This is a genomic window from Micromonospora sp. NPDC092111 (assembly GCF_044755745.1).
GTDB lineage: Bacteria > Actinomycetota > Actinomycetes > Mycobacteriales > Micromonosporaceae > Micromonospora.
Genome location: NZ_JBIVRQ010000023.1, coordinates 1 through 17,515 on the forward strand (window position 1 = coordinate 1; position 17,515 = coordinate 17,515).

The window sequence follows — 17,515 nt, forward strand, 5'->3', positions numbered from 1 at the left end:
ACAGGACACCGACACCAACGACCTACCAGCGCTCAGCGCCTAACAACAACGAGGAATCACGCTCAACCGCAAACACCACGTCCAAGGACTTGACCCAACGCAGGCGCGGCGGTCGAAGACTCGGCACCCGGCTAGGCCGAGGGATCACCCTGGGCCTAGCCACTGCGGCGAAGTAGTGGTGTCCGCGCCCGTTCGATACCGCTATATCGCCCCAAGCGAGTCGATCGAGCCGGTCGAGCCGGTCGAGCCGGTCGAGGCAGCCAAGGCGAGCAAGGCGGCCAAGCCGGGGCGGCAGGCGCGGCGGCCAGGCTGGGCAAGGCGGGCGAGGTCGAGGCGCGCGCCGGCCGACGGACGCGGGCGCGGGTCAGCGGAGGGAGGCGCGGGCGGAGAAGGCGATGCTGGCCAGCAGGAAGCCGCCGTTGACGATCGTGAAGGCGACGATCACCCAGAGGACCAGCGCGGGCGCGACCATCAGCACCAGCGCGGCCACGAAGATCACCGCGCCGTAGTCACGGACGAGCTTCGCCAGGCGTACCGGCAGGGAGGTCGAGGTGACCATGCTGGCCGCGTTCGGGCCGGCCTGCATCACCGAGGTCACCAGGTTGACCATCCAGGTGCCGGCGAAGACCGCCACCAGCCAGGTCGGGGTGGCCGGGTGCTGCGCCACGGCGGTCGCGGACAGGGCGGCGACCAGGGCGATCTGGGCGGCCACGTCGCAGAGCACGTCGACCCGGGCGCCGGCCGCGCTGCCCTGCCCGGTCACCCGGGCGAGTTGCCCGTCGGCGCAGTCCAGGGCGTACGCGACCTGCCAGCCGACCAGCGCGACCAGCCCGACCAGCCAGGCCGGCACGTCACCGGCGGCGACCGGGCCGGCGAGCGCCACCACGGTCACCGAGGCGGCCAGACCGAGCACCAGGTTGGTGACGGTCAGCGCGGTCGGGCGCAGCCCGAGGCGCTGGGCGACCAGGGCGAAGACCGCGCCCAGCCACTGGCTGACCGACTCGCTGAACAGGCCGCCGCCCCGGTTGACCCGGTGGAAGTCGGCAACGGTGGGACGGGGTTCAGCCACAGTGGTCGCGGAGTGCACCGGCGTAGTCTGCCAGCCGCTCCCGTGTCTCGGTAGCCGACATCGCCAGGTGTTCCAGGATGGTGTACCGGTCCGGTCGGGTGTTCGGCGCGAACTGCACCGCCTCGACGAACTGCTCGTCGGTCAGCCCCACGTCGGCGGGGAGCCGGGGCAGCCAGTGCCGGCCCAGGCAGGCGGACATCTCCGCGAAGCGCCGCAGGTCGCCACGGAGGAAGGTGCAGAAGAGCGCACCCAGCCCGGCCAGCTCGCCGTGCGACGAGGTGCCCGGGAAGAGCGCGTCGATGGCGTGCATGATCTCGTGGCAGCCGCCGCTGGCCGGTCGGCTGCTGCCGCAGACCGCCATCGCCAGGCCGCTGGAGATCAGCGCCTCGGCCAGTACCGTGACGAACGCGTCGTCGGCCATGTCGCCGGTGTGCGCGAGCACCGCCTCCGCGCCCATCCTGGCCAGCGAGGCGGCGAGGCCGTCCACCGGCTCGCCGCGTACCTGCCGGGCCAGTTCCCAGTCGGCCAGGGCGCTGATGTTGCTGACCACGTCCCCGATGCCGGCCCGGTTGTGCTGGTCCGGCCCGGCCGCCACGAAGTCGAGATCGACGACCACCGCGATCGGGATGTGTACCCCGTACGAGCCCTTGATCCCGCCGTTGATCAGGCTGGCCACCGGGGAGGCGATGCCGTCGTTGGCGAGGCTCGTCGCCACCGTCACCATGGGCAGGCCGCGCCGGGTGGCGGCGTACTTCGCCACGTCGATGGTCTTGCCGCCACCGATGCCCACCACCGCGTCGTAGGAGCGCTCGCGGAGCTTTCCGCCCAGCTCGTCGGCGGCGTCGAGGGTGCCGCCGGCGACCGTGAAGACGTCCGCCGAGCGCAGCGTCGGCCCGACCAAAGCGGCGATCCGTTCGCCCTGGCCGGGGCCCACCACCACCGCCACGTCGCCGCCGGCCGAGATCCGGCCGTCGGCGAGGATCGCGGCGAGGTCGGCCACCGCCCCGCGCCGCACGTCGATGTGCAGCGGGGTCAGCACCGTACGGGCTAGTAGCGGCACGCGATCTCCCGCGCCCGGTCCAGGTCGGCGTGGTTGTCGACCTCGACCCAGGAGACGTCACCGATCGGCGCCGCCCGTACCTCGCCACCCCGGTCGGAGAACTCCTGGTAGCCGTCCTCGTAGTAGAGGTTCGGGTCGCGCCGCCAGGTCGCCTCCAGGGCGTCGGCGAGCGCGTCGGCCACCTGCGGTTCGATCAGCGTCGCGCCGATGTACTCCCCGTACGCCTCGCCCGGGTCCATTAGCTTGGTGATCCGGGTGAGCTGGCCGGCCGCGTCGAAGGTGGTCTTCATCTCCTCGTCGGCCAGCGCCTTGATGTTGTCGACCGCCAGCAGGATGCCCGGCCCGCGCTCGGCCAGCAGGGTCTTCTCCACGCTCACCGGGTGCACGGTGTCGCCGTTGACCAGCAGCACACCCCGGGCGAAGTGCTCCCGGGCCAGCCACAGCGAGTACGCGTTGTTCCACTCCTCGGCCTTGTCGTTGTGCACCAGGGTGAGCCGGACGCCGTACTTCTCCTCCAGCGCGGCCTGGCGGGCGACGACCGCGTCGGCGGCGTAGCCCACCACGATCACGATCTCGGGGAGTCCCACCTCGGCCAGGTTGCGCAGCGCGATGTCCAGGATGGTGGTCTCACCGTCCACCGGCACCAACGCCTTGGGCAGGGTGTCGGTGTACGGGCGCAGTCGGCGCCCCGCACCGGCCGCGAGCACCATCCCGATCATGCGGGGCCTCCCTCGTACGACTCCAGGTCACCGTGGAGGATAGCGCCGGGTGACGGTGTGGCCGCCGTCAACCGGGGTTCAGCCGGGCAGGGCGGCCAGGTCGGCGAGCATCGCGAGCCGCTCCTCGGCGGTCAGCGCGGCGTACGGGGCGGCCGCCCGGCGGTCCGTCTCCAGCTCGATGGCGCGTCGCTCCGGCCCGTCCGGCAGCTCCCCGACGCTGGTCGCGGTGTGCCCGGCGGCGGTCCACGCGGCGGCGTGCGCGTCCGCCCGGTGGTAACGCAGCGTGCCGAGCCGGTTGAGCAGCAACACTCCCGACGGGGTGCCGTCCGGCTCGTACGGTGGGGCCATGGCGGCGAACGCCGGCCCGGGTTCGGCGTCCGGCTCACCGGCCAGCAGCAGCGCGTACGCGAGCAGCCGGCCGCACGCCTCGACCAGCCGGCGCACCCGGTCGTCGTGCCCGGCCCACAGCTCCTCGGTCACCTCGCCGTGCACCTGGTAGGTCTCGGACAGGAAGTCGGCACCCCGTTCGGTGGCGGTGAACCCGCCGTCCGGCCGCCGGACGATCATGCCGTGGGCGACATGTTTGTCCAGCGCCCGCTGGCAGGTCGCCGGGTCCCGGTACCGGGTGACGGCGGCGAAGCCCGGCCCGTCGACCGTCCCGCCCGGTGCGGCGAGCCGGGTGCGGAACTCCACCAGGAAGCCGGTGGCCGCCGGCCCGCCGTACCGCTGGCTCAGCTCGGCACCGCCGCCGTCCCGACCGGCCAGCATGCCGGCCACGAACGTCCGCTCGACCGCCGGGGCGACCAGCCCGGCGAACCGGTGCGGCGCCAGCTCGACGCCGTCGTGCACGGTCAGCGAGCCGGCGCAGCGGAGAGGCTCGGTGGGCACGCGTCGACAGTAGCGAGCGGCGGCTGCCCGCGACGATGTCCGGTCTGGTTGCGGCGGCCGGTGGACCCGGGCACGCCTCGGTCCATTGGCTGGTCGGGATGCCCGCATGTTGAACTTGGCGTGTATGCCGGCCGGACCGGCCCGGGCAGGCCCTAGGCTCGTGCGCATGACCGCCGAGCAGCTGATCTCGTTCGCCCGTGGCGCACCCTCGCTGGACATCGTGGATGTCGAGGGGCTCAAGGCCGCCGCCGTCCGTGCCTTCGACGTCGACCCCGCCGGGGTGACCGCGTACGGCACCTCCGTCGGTTACCCGCCCCTGCGGAAGTGGATCGCCGAGAAGCACGGTGTCGAGGCGGATCAGGTGTTGATCACCAACGGCTCGCTCCAGGCGGACGCGTTCCTCTTCGACCACCTGGTCCGGCGCGGTGACGCCGTGGTGGTGGAGCGTCCGACGTACGACCGGACGCTGCTCAACCTCCAGCGGATGGGTGGCGAGATCCACGGTGTGACCGTCGAGCCGGACGGCCTGGACACCGCCGAGCTGCGCAAGCTGCTGGAGTCCGGGGTGCGGCCCCGGCTGGCCCACGTGATCCCGAACTACCAGAACCCGGCCGGGGTGACGCTCTCCCTGGACAAGCGCCGGGAGCTGCTCGACCTGGCCGCCGAGTACGAATTCACCATCTTCGAGGACGACCCGTACGCCGACATCCGGTTCCGGGGCGAGGCGCTGCCGTCGATGCTCTCGATGGACACCCGGGGCGTGGTGGTGCACGCCTCCAGCTTTACCAAGACCGTCTGCCCCGGGGTCCGGGTCGGTTACCTGGTCGGGCCGGCGAGCCTGATTGCGGACATCGCCAAGAAGGCGACCAGCCTCTACATCTCGCCGGGCATGGTCTCCGAGGCGATCGTGCACCAGTTCTGCGTCTCCGGTGACATCCAGCGGTCCATCGCGACGGTCTCCACCGCCCTGGGCGAGCGGGCCGGTGTCCTCGCCGAGTCGCTGCGCCGGCACCTTCCCGAGGTCACCTTCGTCGAGCCGGACGGCGGCTACTTCCTCTGGGTGGAGTTCCCGGACGACGTGGACGTGGACCGGTTGGCGCCGGCCGCCGCCGAGCGCGGCGTGGCCGTGGTCAAGGGCAGCGACTTCATGGTCGACGGTGGGCGGCACGCGCTGCGGCTGGCCTTCTCCGCGGTGACCGCGGACCGGATCGACGAGGGTGTGCGGCGGTTGGCGGACGCCGTGGCGGCCGTACGCGGCTGAAAATCTGTCGGGTTTCCGACAGAAGCGCGACACCGGCCGGCTCGGGGCTCCCCTCGGGTCGGCCGGCGGCCCACAATGCTGCGAGCGTCGCTCGTGTCCGACCGGGGCCCGACCAGGGTCGCGGTCGCCGCGACCGGCGACGCCGCAGCTTTACCCCCGCCCCCAACGGCGCCGGGTGGGTCGGGTCGCCCCCTCACCCCCCTGAACGCGGCACGGCCCGCCCGGCGCCACCACCCGGGCGATCGACGTGACCAGGATCACCGCGCCCTGCCGGCGGTGCCCGTCCGGCCGTTGGCACGCCGGTCGGCGGCGGGCCGTGGGGCCGGTGGCGGCGTAACCTGCAAGCCTCAGCAGCCACCGGGGAGGGGGATGCCATGACGGACCGGGCGGAGCGGGAGCGGCCGACGACACCGACCGCCGGCCGGGTGCTCAACCCCCGCGACTGGGTGGCACCGGTCCGGGCGATGTCCCGCATCCTCAACGCCGACGGCTCTCCCCGCACGCCCACGCCGACCGCCCCGGGGCGCAGCGGCGTGGTGGACTGCGGCGTCTATGTCGACGGCGAGCGTCGGCCGGGCCAGTGGCACCACGCCGACGCGCTCAAGGCCGCCCGCGGCGAGCGCAACGCGTTCGTCTGGCTCGGGCTGCACGAACCGGAGCTGGCCGAGATGACCGCCATCGCCGAGACGTACGGGTTGCACGAGCTGGCCGTCGAGGACGCGGTGAAGGCCCAGCAGCGGCCCAAGCTGGAACGCTTCGGCGAGGTCAGCTTCCTGGTGCTGCGTACCGCCCGGTACTGCGAGCACACCGAGCTGACCGAGAACTCCGAGGTCGTCGAGACCGGCCAGGTGATGCTCTTCATCGGCCCGAACTTCCTGGTCAGCGTCCGGCACGGGGACGCCTGCCGGCTCGCCCCCGTCCGGGCCGACCTGGAGGCCAAGCGCGACCTGCTGCGGCACGGGCCGTGGGCGGTGGCGTACGCGATCACCGACCGGGTGGTGGACCTCTACCTGGAGGTGGCCGACCAGTTGGAGGACGACCTGGACGTGCTGGAGGCGGACGTCTTCGACCGGCAGAGCACCGGGCGGATCCAGCGGATCTACCAGATGAAGCGCGAGCTGGTGGAGTTCAAGCGGGCGGTGATCCCGCTGCAACGACCGCTGATGTCGCTGACCGCGCAGGTCAACCGGGAGGTGCCGCAGGAGGTGCGGCGCTACTTCCGGGACGTGCAGGACCATCTCAGCCGCACCGTCGAGCAGGTCAACTCCTACGACGACCTGCTCAACTCGATCCTCCAGGCCCGGCTCGCGCAGGTCACCGTCGACCAGAACAACGACATGCGCAAGATCGCCGCCTGGGCCGCCATGGCCGCGGTCTGGACCGCGATCGCCGGCATCTACGGCATGAACTTCGAGAACATGCCCGAGCTGAAGATGACGTACGGCTACCCGGTCGTGCTGGCCCTGATGCTCGGCATCTCGCTGGCCCTGTACCGCTGGTTCCGTCGCCACGGCTGGCTCTGACCGCACCACCGGCTCGGCGCCGGGCCTCGATCCGCCGCTCGGCCTGTGCAGTGCCGCTCGACCCGCCGTGTGTCACTCGGCCTGTGCTGTGTCGCTGAACCCGGTGGGGCCGCTCAGGCCGCCGGGGTCGCCGCCGCCAGCAGCTCCGAGACGGTGACGAACTCGAAGCCGCGCCGGCGCAGGCCCGTGATCATCGCGGCCAGCCCACGGATCGCGACCAGCCGGTCCGCCGGGCCGGTGTCGTGGGCCAGCAGGATGGTGCCCGGGTCGCAGGAGCCGACGACGTAGTCGACCAGGCCGTCCGGATCGTGGGTGAACTGGGACTCCAGCATCTGCCGGCTCCAGAGCACCACCTGGTAGCCGAGGTCGTTCGCGGCGAGCAGGGTACTACCGGCGAGGTGCCCGTACGGCGGCCGGAGCAGGGTGGGTTCCCGCCCGCTGAGCCGGGTCAGCTCGTCGTGTGCCCGGCCGATCGCGTACCGGGCCTGCTCGTAGGTCATCTTCGCCAGGTCCCGGTGGTCCCAGGTGTGGTTGCCGATCTCGTGCCGGGAGAGCTGACCCGTGACCAGGTGGCCGTGTACGCGGGCTCGCCGTCCGACCATGAAGAAGGTGGCCCGGGTGTCGGTGTCGGCGAGGATGGACAGCACGCGCGGGGTCCAGTTCGGGGCCGGACCGTCGTCGAAGGTGAGCGCGACCAGTCGCCGGGTGGTGTCCACGCTCCACACCACGTCGACCCGGGAGGACTTCGGCGGGGTGCGCCGGTCGGCGTGCACGGTCGCGGCGTAGCCGCCGTAGACGGGGAGCTTCTTGCCGGCGGTCGCCTCGTCGTACCCGACCTCGCCGGTCAGCGTCACCCCGGCGCCGGCCAGCGCGGCGGCCGTCCCGGTGAGGATCCGACGCCGGGACACGGCCCTGTTCCGCCCGGCCGCCGGGTCCCCCACCGGGGCCGGGGCCGGGACGTCCGGCTCGGTCGTCGCGCTCGACATGCCTGCACTGTAGGAGCCGCACGCCCGTCGGACGATCCGATAACGGCCGGTGGGGGCCGGTGGGCGTACCCGGCGGACACGCCTGCGGCGCGGGACCACCGAGCTGGTCTCCGCGCCGCGGGCGGCTGGTGCGGGTGGTCAGCGGCGGGACTTCGCCGCGCTCTTCTCGGTGCCGATCGCCCTGGTGAGGTCGTCGGCCGGGCGGCCGGAGACGTCGGTGGCGCCCTCGGCGACCGAGGGGACCCGGTCGGTGGGGTGGACCACCGGGGCGGTGGTCGACGAGCCGGCGGCCACGGCGGAGCTGCCGGTGCCGGTCGACGGCGTCGCGGAGCCGGTCGCGGTGGACCCGTTGGCCGACGGGGTCTCCACGACCAGCGTGTCCACCTCGTCGCGGGTGGCCTCGATGCCACGGGTCGGGTCGTACTCGGCCCACTCCTGCTGCTCGCGGCGGCGGCGTACGACCATCGCGCCGGCCAGGCCGGCGACGGTGCCGGCGGCCAGCAGGCCCACCATCATGCCGCCCGACGTGCGCTTCTTCTTCCTGGCCGCCTTGCGGTTCTTCGCCTTGATCTTCCTACCCACCGCGGCCTGCTTGGCGGCGGCTGCCTTCTTCCCGGCCACCGCCTTGCCGGCGGCCTCGGCCTGGGCGTTGCGCACCGCGAGGGCCAGCGGCGCGAGGGCCGCAGCCGTCGACGCGAGGCCGCTGGATGCCCGGTCCCGCACGGCGACGGCGGTCGGCGCGACTGCGCCCCGGGCCGCCTGGACCCGTGGGCCGACCGTGGCGCCGGCGCCCTTCGCCGCGTGCGTGGCGGCCTGCCTCAGGTGACCGATGCCCTGGTTCAGCTCAGCCTTGGCAAGCTGCCCCTGGGTCTTGCGCCGCCCGATTCCAAACACGGTCCCACCTCCTGGGAGTTGTTCCTTCGTCATCCTCCACCTTCGGATGCCTCCGCACTGCCAGATCGGGCACATGGGAGGATCCGCAAGGAACTGACCAACGAGTGAGGAGTACCCGTGGCCGAGGCTCTCTACGCCACCTTGCACACCAACGCTGGCCCGATCCGGCTGGAGCTCTTCCCCAACCACGCGCCGAAGACGGTCCGCAACTTCGTCGACCTGGCCGAGGGCAACAAGGAGTACACCGACCCGCGGACCGGCCAGCCGGGCAACGGGCCGTACTACGACGGCACCATCTCGCACCGGGTGATCAGCGGGTTCATGGTCCAGATGGGCGACCCGACCGGCACCGGCCGGGGCGGCCCGGGCTTCAAGTTCGGCGACGAGTTCCACCCGGAGCTGCGCTTCGACCGGCCGTACCTGCTGGCGATGGCGAACGCCGGGCCGGGCACCAACGGCTCGCAGTTCTTCATCACGGTGTCGCCGACCCCACACCTGAACAACCGGCACACCATCTTCGGCCAGGTGGCCGACGAGCAGTCGGCGAAGATCGTGGACTCGATCGCGAACACCCCGACCGGCCCGAGCGACCGGCCGTTGCAGGACGTGGTGATCGAGCGGGTCGAGATCGAGCGTGCCGGGGCCTGACGGCGCCCGCGAGGTACCTTTGCACGCATGACTGAACGCCCCGGGCCGGCCGGTGACGCCTCCGGTGGGTCGATGCCGGCCACTCCGGTCTGCTACCGCCACCCCGACCGGGAGACGTACATCCGGTGCACCCGCTGCGACCGGCCGATCTGCCCGGACTGCATGCGGGAAGCCTCCGTCGGCCACCAGTGCCCGGAGTGCGTGAACGAGGGACGCCGCAGCGTGCGGCCGGCGCGTACCGCCTTCGGTGGCGGTGCCGCCGGCCGCCGTGGCCTGGTCACCCGGACGCTGATCGCCCTGAACGTCCTGGTGATGATCGTCTCGGTGCTCAGCGACCGGGGCGGCGACTCGCTGATCGGCGGGTCCGGCTTCGGCGGGCTGCTCGGTGGCGGCACCCCGTTGACCCAGTGGGGCTCGGTGCTGAGCTACGCCTCGTACGTCCCGTTCGGCGAGGCGCACGGCGTCGCCGCCGGTGAGTGGTACCGGCTGTTCACCGCGATGTTCCTGCACTACGGCGTGGTGCACCTGCTGCTCAACATGTGGGCGCTCTGGGTGCTGGGGCGGGACCTGGAGGCCCTGCTCGGGCCGCTGCGCTTCCTCACCCTCTACCTGGTGGCCGGGCTCGGCGGCAACGTCGCGGCCTACCTGTTCAGCAGCCCCAACACCGCGTCGGCCGGTGCGTCGACGGCGATCTTCGGGCTCTTCGCCGCGGTCTTCGTGCTGATGCGGCGGCTCGGCCGGGACACCTCGGCGATCCTGCCGATCCTGGTGATCAACCTGATCTTCACCTTCACCGTGCCGGGGATCTCCATCCCGGGCCACGTCGGCGGCCTGCTCGTCGGGGCGGTGCTGGCCTGGGTGCTGGCGTACGCCCCCCGGATGCGGCGCTCGGTCTTCCAGGCCGCCGGCACCGCCGTCGTCCTGGTGGCGCTGCTCGGCCTGGTGATCGTCCGGACCGGGATGCTGCTCGGTTGACCGGTGGGTCAGCCTCCGGCGGGGCGGGCGGAGCGCAGCTCCTCGGCCACCTCGGCGGGCGGGGCACCCAGGTCGGCGCGGCCGAGCAGGTGCAGTGTCTCGCCGGCGTCGATCTCCAGCGTCTCGGCGGCCAGCCCGAACCGGGTCCGCCGGTCGACGGTGATCGCCTCCACCGCGTCCCACGGCAGGTGGCGTCGGCCGGCGTACCCCCGGACGACGGTGATGCCGTCGGGGGCGACCGTGAGCCGGACCGGGGCGAGCAGGTCCCGCACCGCCCAGCCGGCCAGTCCGCCGGCGGCGGCCACCGCCAGCGCGAGCTGGACCACATCGCCGGTGGCGAGCAGCAGCCCGAGGACGACCAGCACGACCGCGCCGGCCAGCTTCACCACCGGCAGTGCCGGCGGCACCCGCCAGTGGCGGGCCGGAGACGATGGTGGGTGCACCGGTCCAGCATGCCAGCCGGAGCCGGCCGGTCCCGGGGGCGCCCGACCCGTCCGCCGAGGACGTAGTATCGACGCAGCCGAAGTTACCGGGGAGTAGTCATGAGTGACGCAGTCATCGTCGGCGCGGTACGCACCCCGGTCGGGCGGCGCAAGGGCAGCCTGACCGGCGTCCATCCGGTCGACCTCTCGGCCCACGTGCTGCGCGTCCTCGCCGAGCGCACCGGCATCGAGCCCGGCCAGGTCGACGACGTGGTCTGGGGCTGCGTCTCCCAGGTCGGCGAGCAGTCCTGGAACATCGCCCGCAACGGCGTGCTGGCCGCCGGCTGGCCCGAGACGGTCCCCGGCACCACCCTCGACCGGCAGTGCGGCTCCAGCCAGCAGGCCCTGCACTTCGCCGCCGCGACCGTGCTCTCCGGCCAGGCCGACCTGGTGGTGGCCGGCGGCGTCGAGTCGATGACCCGGGTGCCGATGGGCGCCAGCGTGGCCGGCGGGATGCCGTTCAGCGACCAACTCCGCGAGCGCTACCGGGGCGTCGAGGGCTTCGCCGACGACCAGCCGCTCCCGTTCAACCAGGGCGTCGGCGCCGAGCTGATCGCCGCCCGCTGGCGCTTCTCCCGTACCCAGCTCGACGAGTTCGCGCTGGCCAGCCACGAGAAGGCCGCCGCCGCGCAGGACGCCGGGGCGTTCGACCCCGAGCTGGCCCCGGTGGCGCTGGCCGACGGCGGCAAGTTCACCGCCGACGAGGGCATCCGCCGGGACACCTCGCTGGAGAAGCTGGGCGAGCTGAAGACCCCGTTCCGGCCCGACGGCGTGGTCACCGCCGGCTCCGCGTCCCAGATCTCCGACGGCGCGGCGGCGCTCGCCGTCACCACCAGCGAGTGGGCCAGCCGGCACGGACTGCGTCCGCTCGCCCGGGTGCACACCGCCGTGGTCGCCGCCGACGACCCGGTCACCATGCTCACCGCCCCGATCCCGGCCACCGCGAAGGCGCTGCGCCGCGCGGGGCTCGGCATCGAGGAGATCGGCGTGTACGAGGTGAACGAGGCGTTCGCCCCGGTGCCGCTGGCCTGGCTGGCGGAGACCGAGGCGGACCCGGAGCGGCTCAACCCGCGCGGCGGGGCGATCGCCCTCGGCCACCCGCTCGGCGCGTCCGGTGCCCGGATCATGACGACGATGCTCCAGCACATGCGGGACAACGACATCCGCTACGGCCTACAGACCATGTGCGAGGGCGGCGGGATGGCCAACGCCACCATCGTCGAACTGTTGTAGCGGGCGGGCCGCCGGTAGGTCTCCGAGAGACAGGTCCCGGCAGGTGACGGCCCCGCCAGGGGCAGGGCTGTGGGGTGCCCCGGGCCGGAAATGTGGCGGACGGAACGGGGCGGGTCCGCCTATCCTGCGCGACGTGACCACCATCTCCGCACCCGCCGGCTGGGCCGACCCGCAGTGGCGGACGACCGCCCTCGACTGGGTGGCCGGGCACCTCGACCGGCACGGCCGCCGGGTCACCGGCCCGGTCGAAGCCCGGGTACGCCCCTGGTCGCTGGTCTGGCAGGTGCCCACCGACGCCGGGCCGTACTGGTTCAAGGCGAACAACCCCGGCACCCGGTACGAGGCGGTGCTCCTCGCCGAGCTGGCCCGGCGTACCCCGGGCCGGGTGCTCGACCCGGTCGCGGTGGACACCGGTCGGGGCTGGTCCCTGCTGCCGGACGGCGGGCCGTCCCTGCGCGACCTGCCCGAGCCCGATCCCGGCCGGTGGGAGGGCGTGCTGGCGGAGTACGCCGACCTCCAGCGGGCGGTGGCCGGCGGGGCCGGCGAACTCGTCGCGCTCGGCGTACCCGACCAGCGCCCCGAGGTGCTGCCGGCGCTGCTCGCCGGCCTGCTCGACGACCGGGCGGCGCTGCTGCTCGACGCCGAGGGTGGGCTGGACCCGGCGACCCACGCCCGGCTCCGGGAGCACCTGCCGCGCTTCGCCGAGGACTGCCGGCGGCTCGCGGCCGGTGGCGTCCCGGCCACCCTCCAGCACGACGACCTGCACGACGGGAACATCTTCGTCACCCCGGCCGACGGATACCGCTTCTTCGACTGGGGGGACGCCTCCGTCGCGCACCCGTTCGGCACCCTGCTGGTGACCCTGCGCTCGGTGGCGCACACCTGCTCGCTGCCCGGGGGCGACCCGGTGCTGCTCCGGCTGCGCGACGCGTACCTGGAGCCGTGGACCGACCGGCACGACCGGGCGACCCTGCGCGAGGTGGCCGGGCTGGCGATGCGGGTGGCCACGGTGAGCCGGGCGCTGTCCTGGCGGCGGGCCCTGGACACCACCGACCCGGGCCGCGCCGAGTACGCCGAGGCGGTGCCCGGCTGGCTCGGCGAACTGTTCGCCCCGCTGCCGGTGTGACGGCCCGCTGTCCGGGGTGGACACGACGGCCGCTGTCCGGGGAGGATGCCCGGGCCGGTTGCCGGACGCGTGGCCCGTCCGCGTCCCGCCGCTGTCCGCCGTCACCCTCCGGAACGGGAGACCCGTGTCGATCCACCCCGCCGTTTCGGCTCCGCGTCGTACCGTCCGCCGGCTGCTCGCCGCCACCGTGGCCGGGGTGCTCCTCGCGGCCGGCGTGGCGCCGGTCGTCGACCGTCCGGCGGGTGCCGCCGGCTACTCCGGGCCGCAGCCGGGCACCTTCACCGGGTTGGGCTTCGACACCTGCGCCGCCCCGTCCGACGCGGCGATGACCGCCTGGCTGAAGTCGCCGTACCGGGCGGTCGGGATCTACCTCGGCGGGGTCAACCGGGGGTGCGCCCAGCCCAACCTCACGAAGGGTTGGGTGGCCAACCAGCAGGCGGCGGGCTGGCGGATCTTCCCGCTCTACGTCGGGCTCCAGGCGCCCTGCTCGACGTACCAGCGGCGGATCGATCCGACCCGCGCCCCGGCCCAGGGCCGCGAGGCGGCCGACGACGCGGCGACCAGGGCCGACGCCCTCGGTCTCGCCCGCCGCAGCACGCTCATCCTCGACCTGGAGCACTACCCGGCGGGCGACCCGGCGTGCACCGCCGCCGTCGACCAGTTCGTCAGCGCGTGGACTCTCCGCCTGCACGAACGCGGCTTCCTCGCCGGCCTCTACACCAAGGTGACCTCGGCCGGGCTGCGCGACCAGGTGGCCGCCTACGGGCGGCCGGGGCACGGCGTCCCCGACGTGCTCGACTTCGCCCGCTGGGACGGCGTGCAGACGGTCGCCGACGAGGCCGTACCGGCGTCCCACTGGGCACCCGGGCGGCGGATGAAGCAGTACCAGGGCGACCACCACGAGACCTGGGGCGGGGTCCGGATCAACATCGACAGCAACTATCTCGACCTGGTGCAGCCGGCCTGGACCCGGCAGTCGCGGACGGCACCGCAGGCCCCGCCGAAGTGGGGCAGCTCGCTGTCCCGGATCGTGGCCCGGACGGCCGCCGTGGCGCTCCGCTGACCGGGCCGCCGGCCGGGGTCGGAAAAGACGCACAGCCGGTGCGACCCGGGCCGTGGAACTTCCAATAGTTGTCAGTGACCCACATCACCCCCGGTCGTCGGCTCGTTGACCAGGGCATGGACGTCTTCTCGCGCACGTTCCTCCCGGCCGCCGCCGAGACCGGGCTGGCGGTCCAGACGGTGAGCCGGCACATGCCGGTCTTCCGGCAGTGCGTCGGCTCCGGCGACGCCACCATCCTGGTCGCCCGGTGTGCCCGCCCCGACAGCCCGGTCGGCGGCGAGTACCTCCTCCTGCTCACCCACCGCCGGTTGGTGGTCACCCAGCAGACCCGGCTGCTGCACCGGCTGCGGCTGCACCTCAACACCGAACTGCGCGAGCTGAGCAACGTCACCTGGAGCCCCGACCCCCGGGCGCAGGCCGTGGAGCTGGCGGCCACCGCCATCGACGGGGTGCGCGAGCGGTTCGTCATCCGTACCCAGCACCCGAAGCAGGTGTGGCAGCTCGACACCCTGCTGCACCACGCGTTCCGGACCCGGCTGCGCAAGCCCGACGAGCGGATCGTCGCCACCATCGGCGACACCCCGGCCGCCGCGCCGGCCCCGCTGCCGCGCCCCGTGCCGGCGCGCTGACCGCATCCTTACCTGACTCGAACACAGCCACCCGTCCGGCCCGGTCCCCGGTCGGTCATCATGGGCCGGTGACCGTCGACGCCGCCCCGCAGCGCGGGCTCGTCCTCGTGGTGGAGGACGAGCCGGCCATCGCCGACCTGGTCCGGCTCTACCTGAGCCGGGAGGGTTTCGGCGTCCACCTGGAACGGGACGGTGCGGCCGGGCTGACCGCCGCCCGCCGGCTGCGCCCGGTGGCCTGCGTACTCGACATCTCGCTGCCGGGGCTGGCCGGCACCGAGGTCTGCCGCCGGCTGCGCGAGACCGGCGACTGGACCCCGGTCATCTTCCTCACCGCCCGCGACGACGAGGTCGACCGGATCATCGGCCTGGAACTCGGCGCGGACGACTACGTCACCAAGCCGTTCAGCCCCCGGGAACTGGTGGCCCGGGTCCGGGCGGTGCTCCGGCGCACCGCCGGGGCCCCGCCGGGGGCGGACAGGCCCCGCGCGGTCGGCCCGGTCACCCTCGACCCGGCCCGCCGCACGGTGACCGCGGCCGGCGCCCCGGTCCAGCTCACCTCCACCGAGTTCGACCTGCTCGCGCACCTGATGGCCCGGCCCGGCCGGGTCTTCACCCGGGAGGAGCTGCTGGCCGGCGTCTGGGGCTACGCCGCGCACGCCGGCACCCGCACCGTGGACGTGCACGTCGCCCAGGTCCGGGCCAAACTCGGCCCGGCCAGCGTGATCCGGACCCACCGTGGCGTCGGGTACGCCGCCGATGGCTGAGCCTGCCCCGGCCCGCCCCGGCGGTCCGCCGCCGGTCGGCCCGCCCCGGCCGGTCGGCCCGGGGCGACCGCACGAGCCCACCGTCGCGTTGCCGGTGATCGGCCCCCGCCCTGGTCCCGCCCCGGCACTTCCCCGCCGCCGGTTCGCGCACACGCTGACCGCCCGCGCGGTCCTGGTCACCTGCGCGGTGGCGCTGGTGTCGGTGCTGGTCACCGCGCTGGTCGCGGTCCCCCTGGCGGTACGCGGGGTCGAGCGCCGGGACCAGGACGCGCTGGCCGCCCAGGCCCGGCTCGCCGCCGACGTGCTACGGGTACGCCCCAGCCGGCAGCGCGACGCGGCCGGTGACCGGCTGATCCGCCAACTCCGTCAGCAGCAGATCGAGGTGTACGTCGTGCAGGGCGGGGCGGCGGACCGCCCCGGTCTGCCCCGGCAGGTGGTGAACCGGATCTCCGCCGGCCGCGACGTCTCCGGGCGGCGGCTGGTCAACGGCGAACGGACCCTGGTCGAGGGGCGGGCCCTGCCCGGCGGGGAGGGCGTGGTGCTGACCCGGGCCACCACCGAGGGGCCGTGGCGGCAGGTGCTGCGCGGCATCTGGCTGCCGCTGCTCGCCGGGCTGGCCGCCGGGGTGGTGGCCGGACTGCTGCTCGCCCGCCGGCTGGCCCGGCCGATCCGGCACGCGGCCACCGCCGCCGCCCGGCTGCGCGCCGGTGACCGGGCGGTCCGGGTGCCCGTCGAACCCCCCGACGAGGTGGCCGACCTGGGGTACGCGCTGAACGGGCTGGCCGCCGCGCTGGCCACCAGCGAGGGGCGGCAGCGGGAGTTCCTGCTCTCCGTCTCGCACGAGCTGCGTACCCCGTTGACCGCGATCCGGGGTTGGGCCGAGGCGCTGGCCGACGGGGTGATCGACGCGGACCAGACGGCGGGCACCGGCCGGACCATGCTCGCCGAGGCCGAGCACCTGGACCGGCTGGTCTCCGACCTGCTGGCGCTGGCCCGGCTGGAGGCGGCGGACTTCCCGCTGGAGCCGGTGCCGGTCGACCTCACCCGGCTGGCCGCCGACGCCGAGCGGACCTGGTCGGACCGGTGCGCGGCGGTCGGGGTGGCGTTCCGGCTGGAGACGCCGGGCACGCCGGTGCCGGCGTACACGGATCCGGGGCGGATCCGGCAGGTGGTGGACGGGCTGCTGGAGAACGCGCTGCGGGTCGTACCGCCGGGGGCGCCGGTGGTGCTCGCGGTCCGGCCGGCCGGTGCCAGCCCGGCCGCCGGTGGGGTGGTCGAGGTCCGCGACGGCGGACCCGGCTTCACCGACGACGACCTGGCGGTGGCCTTCGAACGGGGGGCGCTGCACCAGCGGTACCGGGGGGTACGGAAGGTGGGCAGCGGGCTGGGGCTGGCGCTGGCCGCCGGGCTGGTCGGCCGGCTCGGTGGGGAGATCGTCGCCGGACACGCCACCGAGGGCGGGGCGGCGTTCACCGTCCGGCTGCCGGCCCATCCTTACCTGACCCGAACATCGGCCTGACGCTGCGCCCATCCCGCTCCGCCACGCTGGTGGCACCACGGACGAGAGGGAGAGTCATGGCACATCGGGGAATCGCCGTCGCCGCCACGTCGCTGCTCGCGGCGCTCGCGCTCGGCGTCGCCGGCTGCGGGCCGGCCCAGGTCGCGCAGGACACCACGAAGGCCGCCGGGGTCGACGTGGCCGCCGCGCTGGGCGTCGAGGGGCAGGCTCTCGCCGCGCTCGGCCTCGACCCGGCCGAACTGGACCTGGCCGCCGCGCCCGCGCCGTCCGCGTCGGAGTCGGCCGCGCCCGGGGCCTCCCCGCAGGCCGGCGACAAGGGCAGGCGGGGCGAGCGCGCGGAGGAGTGGCGCAAGCGGCGGCAGGCCCGGGTGCTGCTGCGGAAGAACACCCTGCACGGCGAGGCCGTGGTGCAGACCAAGGACGGCGGGACGAAGACCGTCGTGGTGCAGCGCGGCGAGGTGACCGCGATCGACGGCGACTCGGTGACCGTCAAGTCCACCGACGGCTTCACCCAGACCTGGAAGCTGGGCGACCAGCTCCGGGTGGTCGAGCGGCGGACCACCATCAAGGCGAACGAGATCAAGGTCGGCACGAAGGTCGGGGTGGCCGGTGCCAAGGACGGCGACACCAGCGTCGCCCGGCTGATCGTGGTGCCGCTCAAGCAGCGGTGAACCCG

Annotated in this window: 18 protein-coding genes; 11 read left to right on the forward strand and 7 right to left on the reverse strand. The window is 74.1% G+C overall.

Features of this window, described 5'->3' with window-relative positions; translation table 11 throughout:
• Positions 1–364: 364 nt before the first annotated feature.
• The 4 genes from ACIQG9_RS27715 to ACIQG9_RS27730 all read right to left on the reverse strand — a co-directional run bounded on the left by ACIQG9_RS27715 (position 365) and on the right by ACIQG9_RS27730 (position 3,736).
• Positions 365–1,087 (reverse strand): CDP-alcohol phosphatidyltransferase family protein, encoded by a 723-nt coding sequence (locus tag ACIQG9_RS27715; RefSeq protein ID WP_400407964.1) that lies wholly within the window; start codon positions 1,085–1,087, stop codon positions 365–367.
• Positions 1,062–2,129 carry an iron-containing alcohol dehydrogenase family protein gene (locus ACIQG9_RS27720; RefSeq protein WP_400407966.1) on the reverse strand — a complete coding sequence of 356 codons (1,068 nt, stop codon included), beginning with the start codon at positions 2,127–2,129 and terminating at the stop codon, positions 1,062–1,064. The genes ACIQG9_RS27715 and ACIQG9_RS27720 overlap by 26 nt, the downstream gene beginning before the upstream one ends.
• The gene (locus ACIQG9_RS27725; RefSeq protein ID WP_400407968.1) at positions 2,117–2,848 is read right to left on the reverse strand and encodes a sugar phosphate nucleotidyltransferase; all 732 of its coding nucleotides are present in this window, start codon (positions 2,846–2,848) and stop codon (positions 2,117–2,119) included. The genes ACIQG9_RS27720 and ACIQG9_RS27725 overlap by 13 nt, the downstream gene beginning before the upstream one ends.
• Positions 2,849–2,926: 78 nt before the next feature.
• Complete coding sequence (locus ACIQG9_RS27730) at positions 2,927–3,736, reverse strand: hypothetical protein (protein WP_400407970.1); 810 nt, start codon at positions 3,734–3,736, stop codon at positions 2,927–2,929.
• Between the two features lie 166 nt (positions 3,737–3,902).
• Here ACIQG9_RS27730 and ACIQG9_RS27735 point away from each other — a divergent pair, with 166 nt between their 5' ends.
• A complete protein-coding gene (locus tag ACIQG9_RS27735) occupies positions 3,903–4,997 on the forward strand; it encodes a PLP-dependent aminotransferase family protein (RefSeq protein ID WP_400407972.1) in 1,095 nt (364 codons plus the stop codon).
• 374 nt (positions 4,998–5,371) lie between these two features.
• Entirely contained in the window at positions 5,372–6,520 is a 1,149-nt protein-coding gene (gene corA, locus ACIQG9_RS27740) for a magnesium/cobalt transporter CorA (protein ID WP_400407974.1), read from the forward strand.
• A gap of 113 nt (positions 6,521–6,633) precedes the next feature.
• On the opposite strand, the gene ACIQG9_RS27745 is transcribed toward corA, so the two are convergent.
• Together ACIQG9_RS27745 and ACIQG9_RS27750 are read right to left on the reverse strand one after the other, a co-directional pair.
• Complete coding sequence (locus ACIQG9_RS27745; RefSeq protein WP_400407975.1) at positions 6,634–7,506, reverse strand: polysaccharide deacetylase family protein; 873 nt, start codon at positions 7,504–7,506, stop codon at positions 6,634–6,636.
• A gap of 138 nt (positions 7,507–7,644) precedes the next feature.
• Positions 7,645–8,433, reverse strand: a complete 789-nt coding sequence (locus tag ACIQG9_RS27750; protein ID WP_400407976.1) for a hypothetical protein — start codon at positions 8,431–8,433, stop codon at positions 7,645–7,647.
• A gap of 84 nt (positions 8,434–8,517) precedes the next feature.
• On the opposite strand from ACIQG9_RS27750, the gene ACIQG9_RS27755 reads away from it, so the two are divergent.
• Positions 8,518–9,048, forward strand: coding sequence for a peptidylprolyl isomerase (locus ACIQG9_RS27755; RefSeq protein WP_400407977.1), 531 nt, complete (start codon positions 8,518–8,520; stop codon positions 9,046–9,048).
• 27 nt (positions 9,049–9,075) lie between these two features.
• A complete protein-coding gene (locus ACIQG9_RS27760; protein WP_400407978.1) occupies positions 9,076–10,023 on the forward strand; it encodes a rhomboid family intramembrane serine protease in 948 nt (315 codons plus the stop codon).
• 8 nt (positions 10,024–10,031) lie between these two features.
• Here ACIQG9_RS27760 and ACIQG9_RS27765 read toward each other — a convergent pair whose 3' ends face one another.
• The gene (locus ACIQG9_RS27765; protein WP_400407979.1) at positions 10,032–10,466 is read right to left on the reverse strand and encodes a PH domain-containing protein; all 435 of its coding nucleotides are present in this window, start codon (positions 10,464–10,466) and stop codon (positions 10,032–10,034) included.
• A 99-nt stretch (positions 10,467–10,565) separates the two neighbouring features.
• Between ACIQG9_RS27765 and ACIQG9_RS27770 the strand changes: the two genes are divergently transcribed.
• From ACIQG9_RS27770 to ACIQG9_RS27800, 7 genes are all read left to right on the forward strand, one after another.
• Positions 10,566–11,738: a thiolase family protein gene (locus ACIQG9_RS27770; RefSeq protein WP_400407980.1), complete on the forward strand. Its 1,173-nt coding sequence runs from the start codon at positions 10,566–10,568 to the stop codon at positions 11,736–11,738.
• Between the two features lie 133 nt (positions 11,739–11,871).
• Entirely contained in the window at positions 11,872–12,864 is a 993-nt protein-coding gene (locus ACIQG9_RS27775) for a phosphotransferase family protein (protein WP_400407981.1), read from the forward strand.
• Positions 12,865–12,988: 124 nt separating this feature from the next.
• Positions 12,989–13,927, forward strand: a complete 939-nt coding sequence (locus ACIQG9_RS27780; protein WP_400407982.1) for a DUF1906 domain-containing protein — start codon at positions 12,989–12,991, stop codon at positions 13,925–13,927.
• 116 nt (positions 13,928–14,043) lie between these two features.
• A complete protein-coding gene (locus ACIQG9_RS27785; protein ID WP_400408027.1) occupies positions 14,044–14,556 on the forward strand; it encodes a hypothetical protein in 513 nt (170 codons plus the stop codon).
• A 68-nt stretch (positions 14,557–14,624) separates the two neighbouring features.
• Positions 14,625–15,320, forward strand: a complete 696-nt coding sequence (locus tag ACIQG9_RS27790) for a response regulator transcription factor (protein WP_400407984.1) — start codon at positions 14,625–14,627, stop codon at positions 15,318–15,320.
• Positions 15,313–16,839: a sensor histidine kinase gene (locus tag ACIQG9_RS27795; RefSeq protein WP_400407986.1), complete on the forward strand. Its 1,527-nt coding sequence runs from the start codon at positions 15,313–15,315 to the stop codon at positions 16,837–16,839. The genes ACIQG9_RS27790 and ACIQG9_RS27795 overlap by 8 nt, the downstream gene beginning before the upstream one ends.
• Before the next feature lie 56 nt (positions 16,840–16,895).
• Positions 16,896–17,510: a hypothetical protein gene (locus ACIQG9_RS27800; protein WP_400407988.1), complete on the forward strand. Its 615-nt coding sequence runs from the start codon at positions 16,896–16,898 to the stop codon at positions 17,508–17,510.
• The last annotated feature ends 5 nt before the right edge of the window (positions 17,511–17,515 follow it).

Excerpts from the sequence above, each read along its gene's own strand:
- ACIQG9_RS27750 (WP_400407976.1), bottom strand. The coding sequence starts at position 8,433 with ATGACGAAGGAACAACTCCCAGGAGGTGGGACCGTGTTTGGAATCGGG.
- ACIQG9_RS27745 (WP_400407975.1), bottom strand. The coding sequence starts at position 7,506 with ATGTCGAGCGCGACGACCGAGCCGGACGTCCCGGCCCCGGCCCCGGTG.
- ACIQG9_RS27725 (WP_400407968.1), bottom strand. The coding sequence starts at position 2,848 with ATGATCGGGATGGTGCTCGCGGCCGGTGCGGGGCGCCGACTGCGCCCG.
- ACIQG9_RS27760 (WP_400407978.1), top strand. The coding sequence starts at position 9,076 with ATGACTGAACGCCCCGGGCCGGCCGGTGACGCCTCCGGTGGGTCGATG.
- corA (WP_400407974.1), top strand. The coding sequence starts at position 5,372 with ATGACGGACCGGGCGGAGCGGGAGCGGCCGACGACACCGACCGCCGGC.
- ACIQG9_RS27735 (WP_400407972.1), top strand. The coding sequence starts at position 3,903 with ATGACCGCCGAGCAGCTGATCTCGTTCGCCCGTGGCGCACCCTCGCTG.
- ACIQG9_RS27770 (WP_400407980.1), top strand. The coding sequence starts at position 10,566 with ATGAGTGACGCAGTCATCGTCGGCGCGGTACGCACCCCGGTCGGGCGG.
- ACIQG9_RS27785 (WP_400408027.1), top strand. The coding sequence starts at position 14,044 with ATGGACGTCTTCTCGCGCACGTTCCTCCCGGCCGCCGCCGAGACCGGG.
- ACIQG9_RS27800 (WP_400407988.1), top strand. The coding sequence starts at position 16,896 with ATGGCACATCGGGGAATCGCCGTCGCCGCCACGTCGCTGCTCGCGGCG.
- ACIQG9_RS27795 (WP_400407986.1), top strand. The coding sequence starts at position 15,313 with ATGGCTGAGCCTGCCCCGGCCCGCCCCGGCGGTCCGCCGCCGGTCGGC.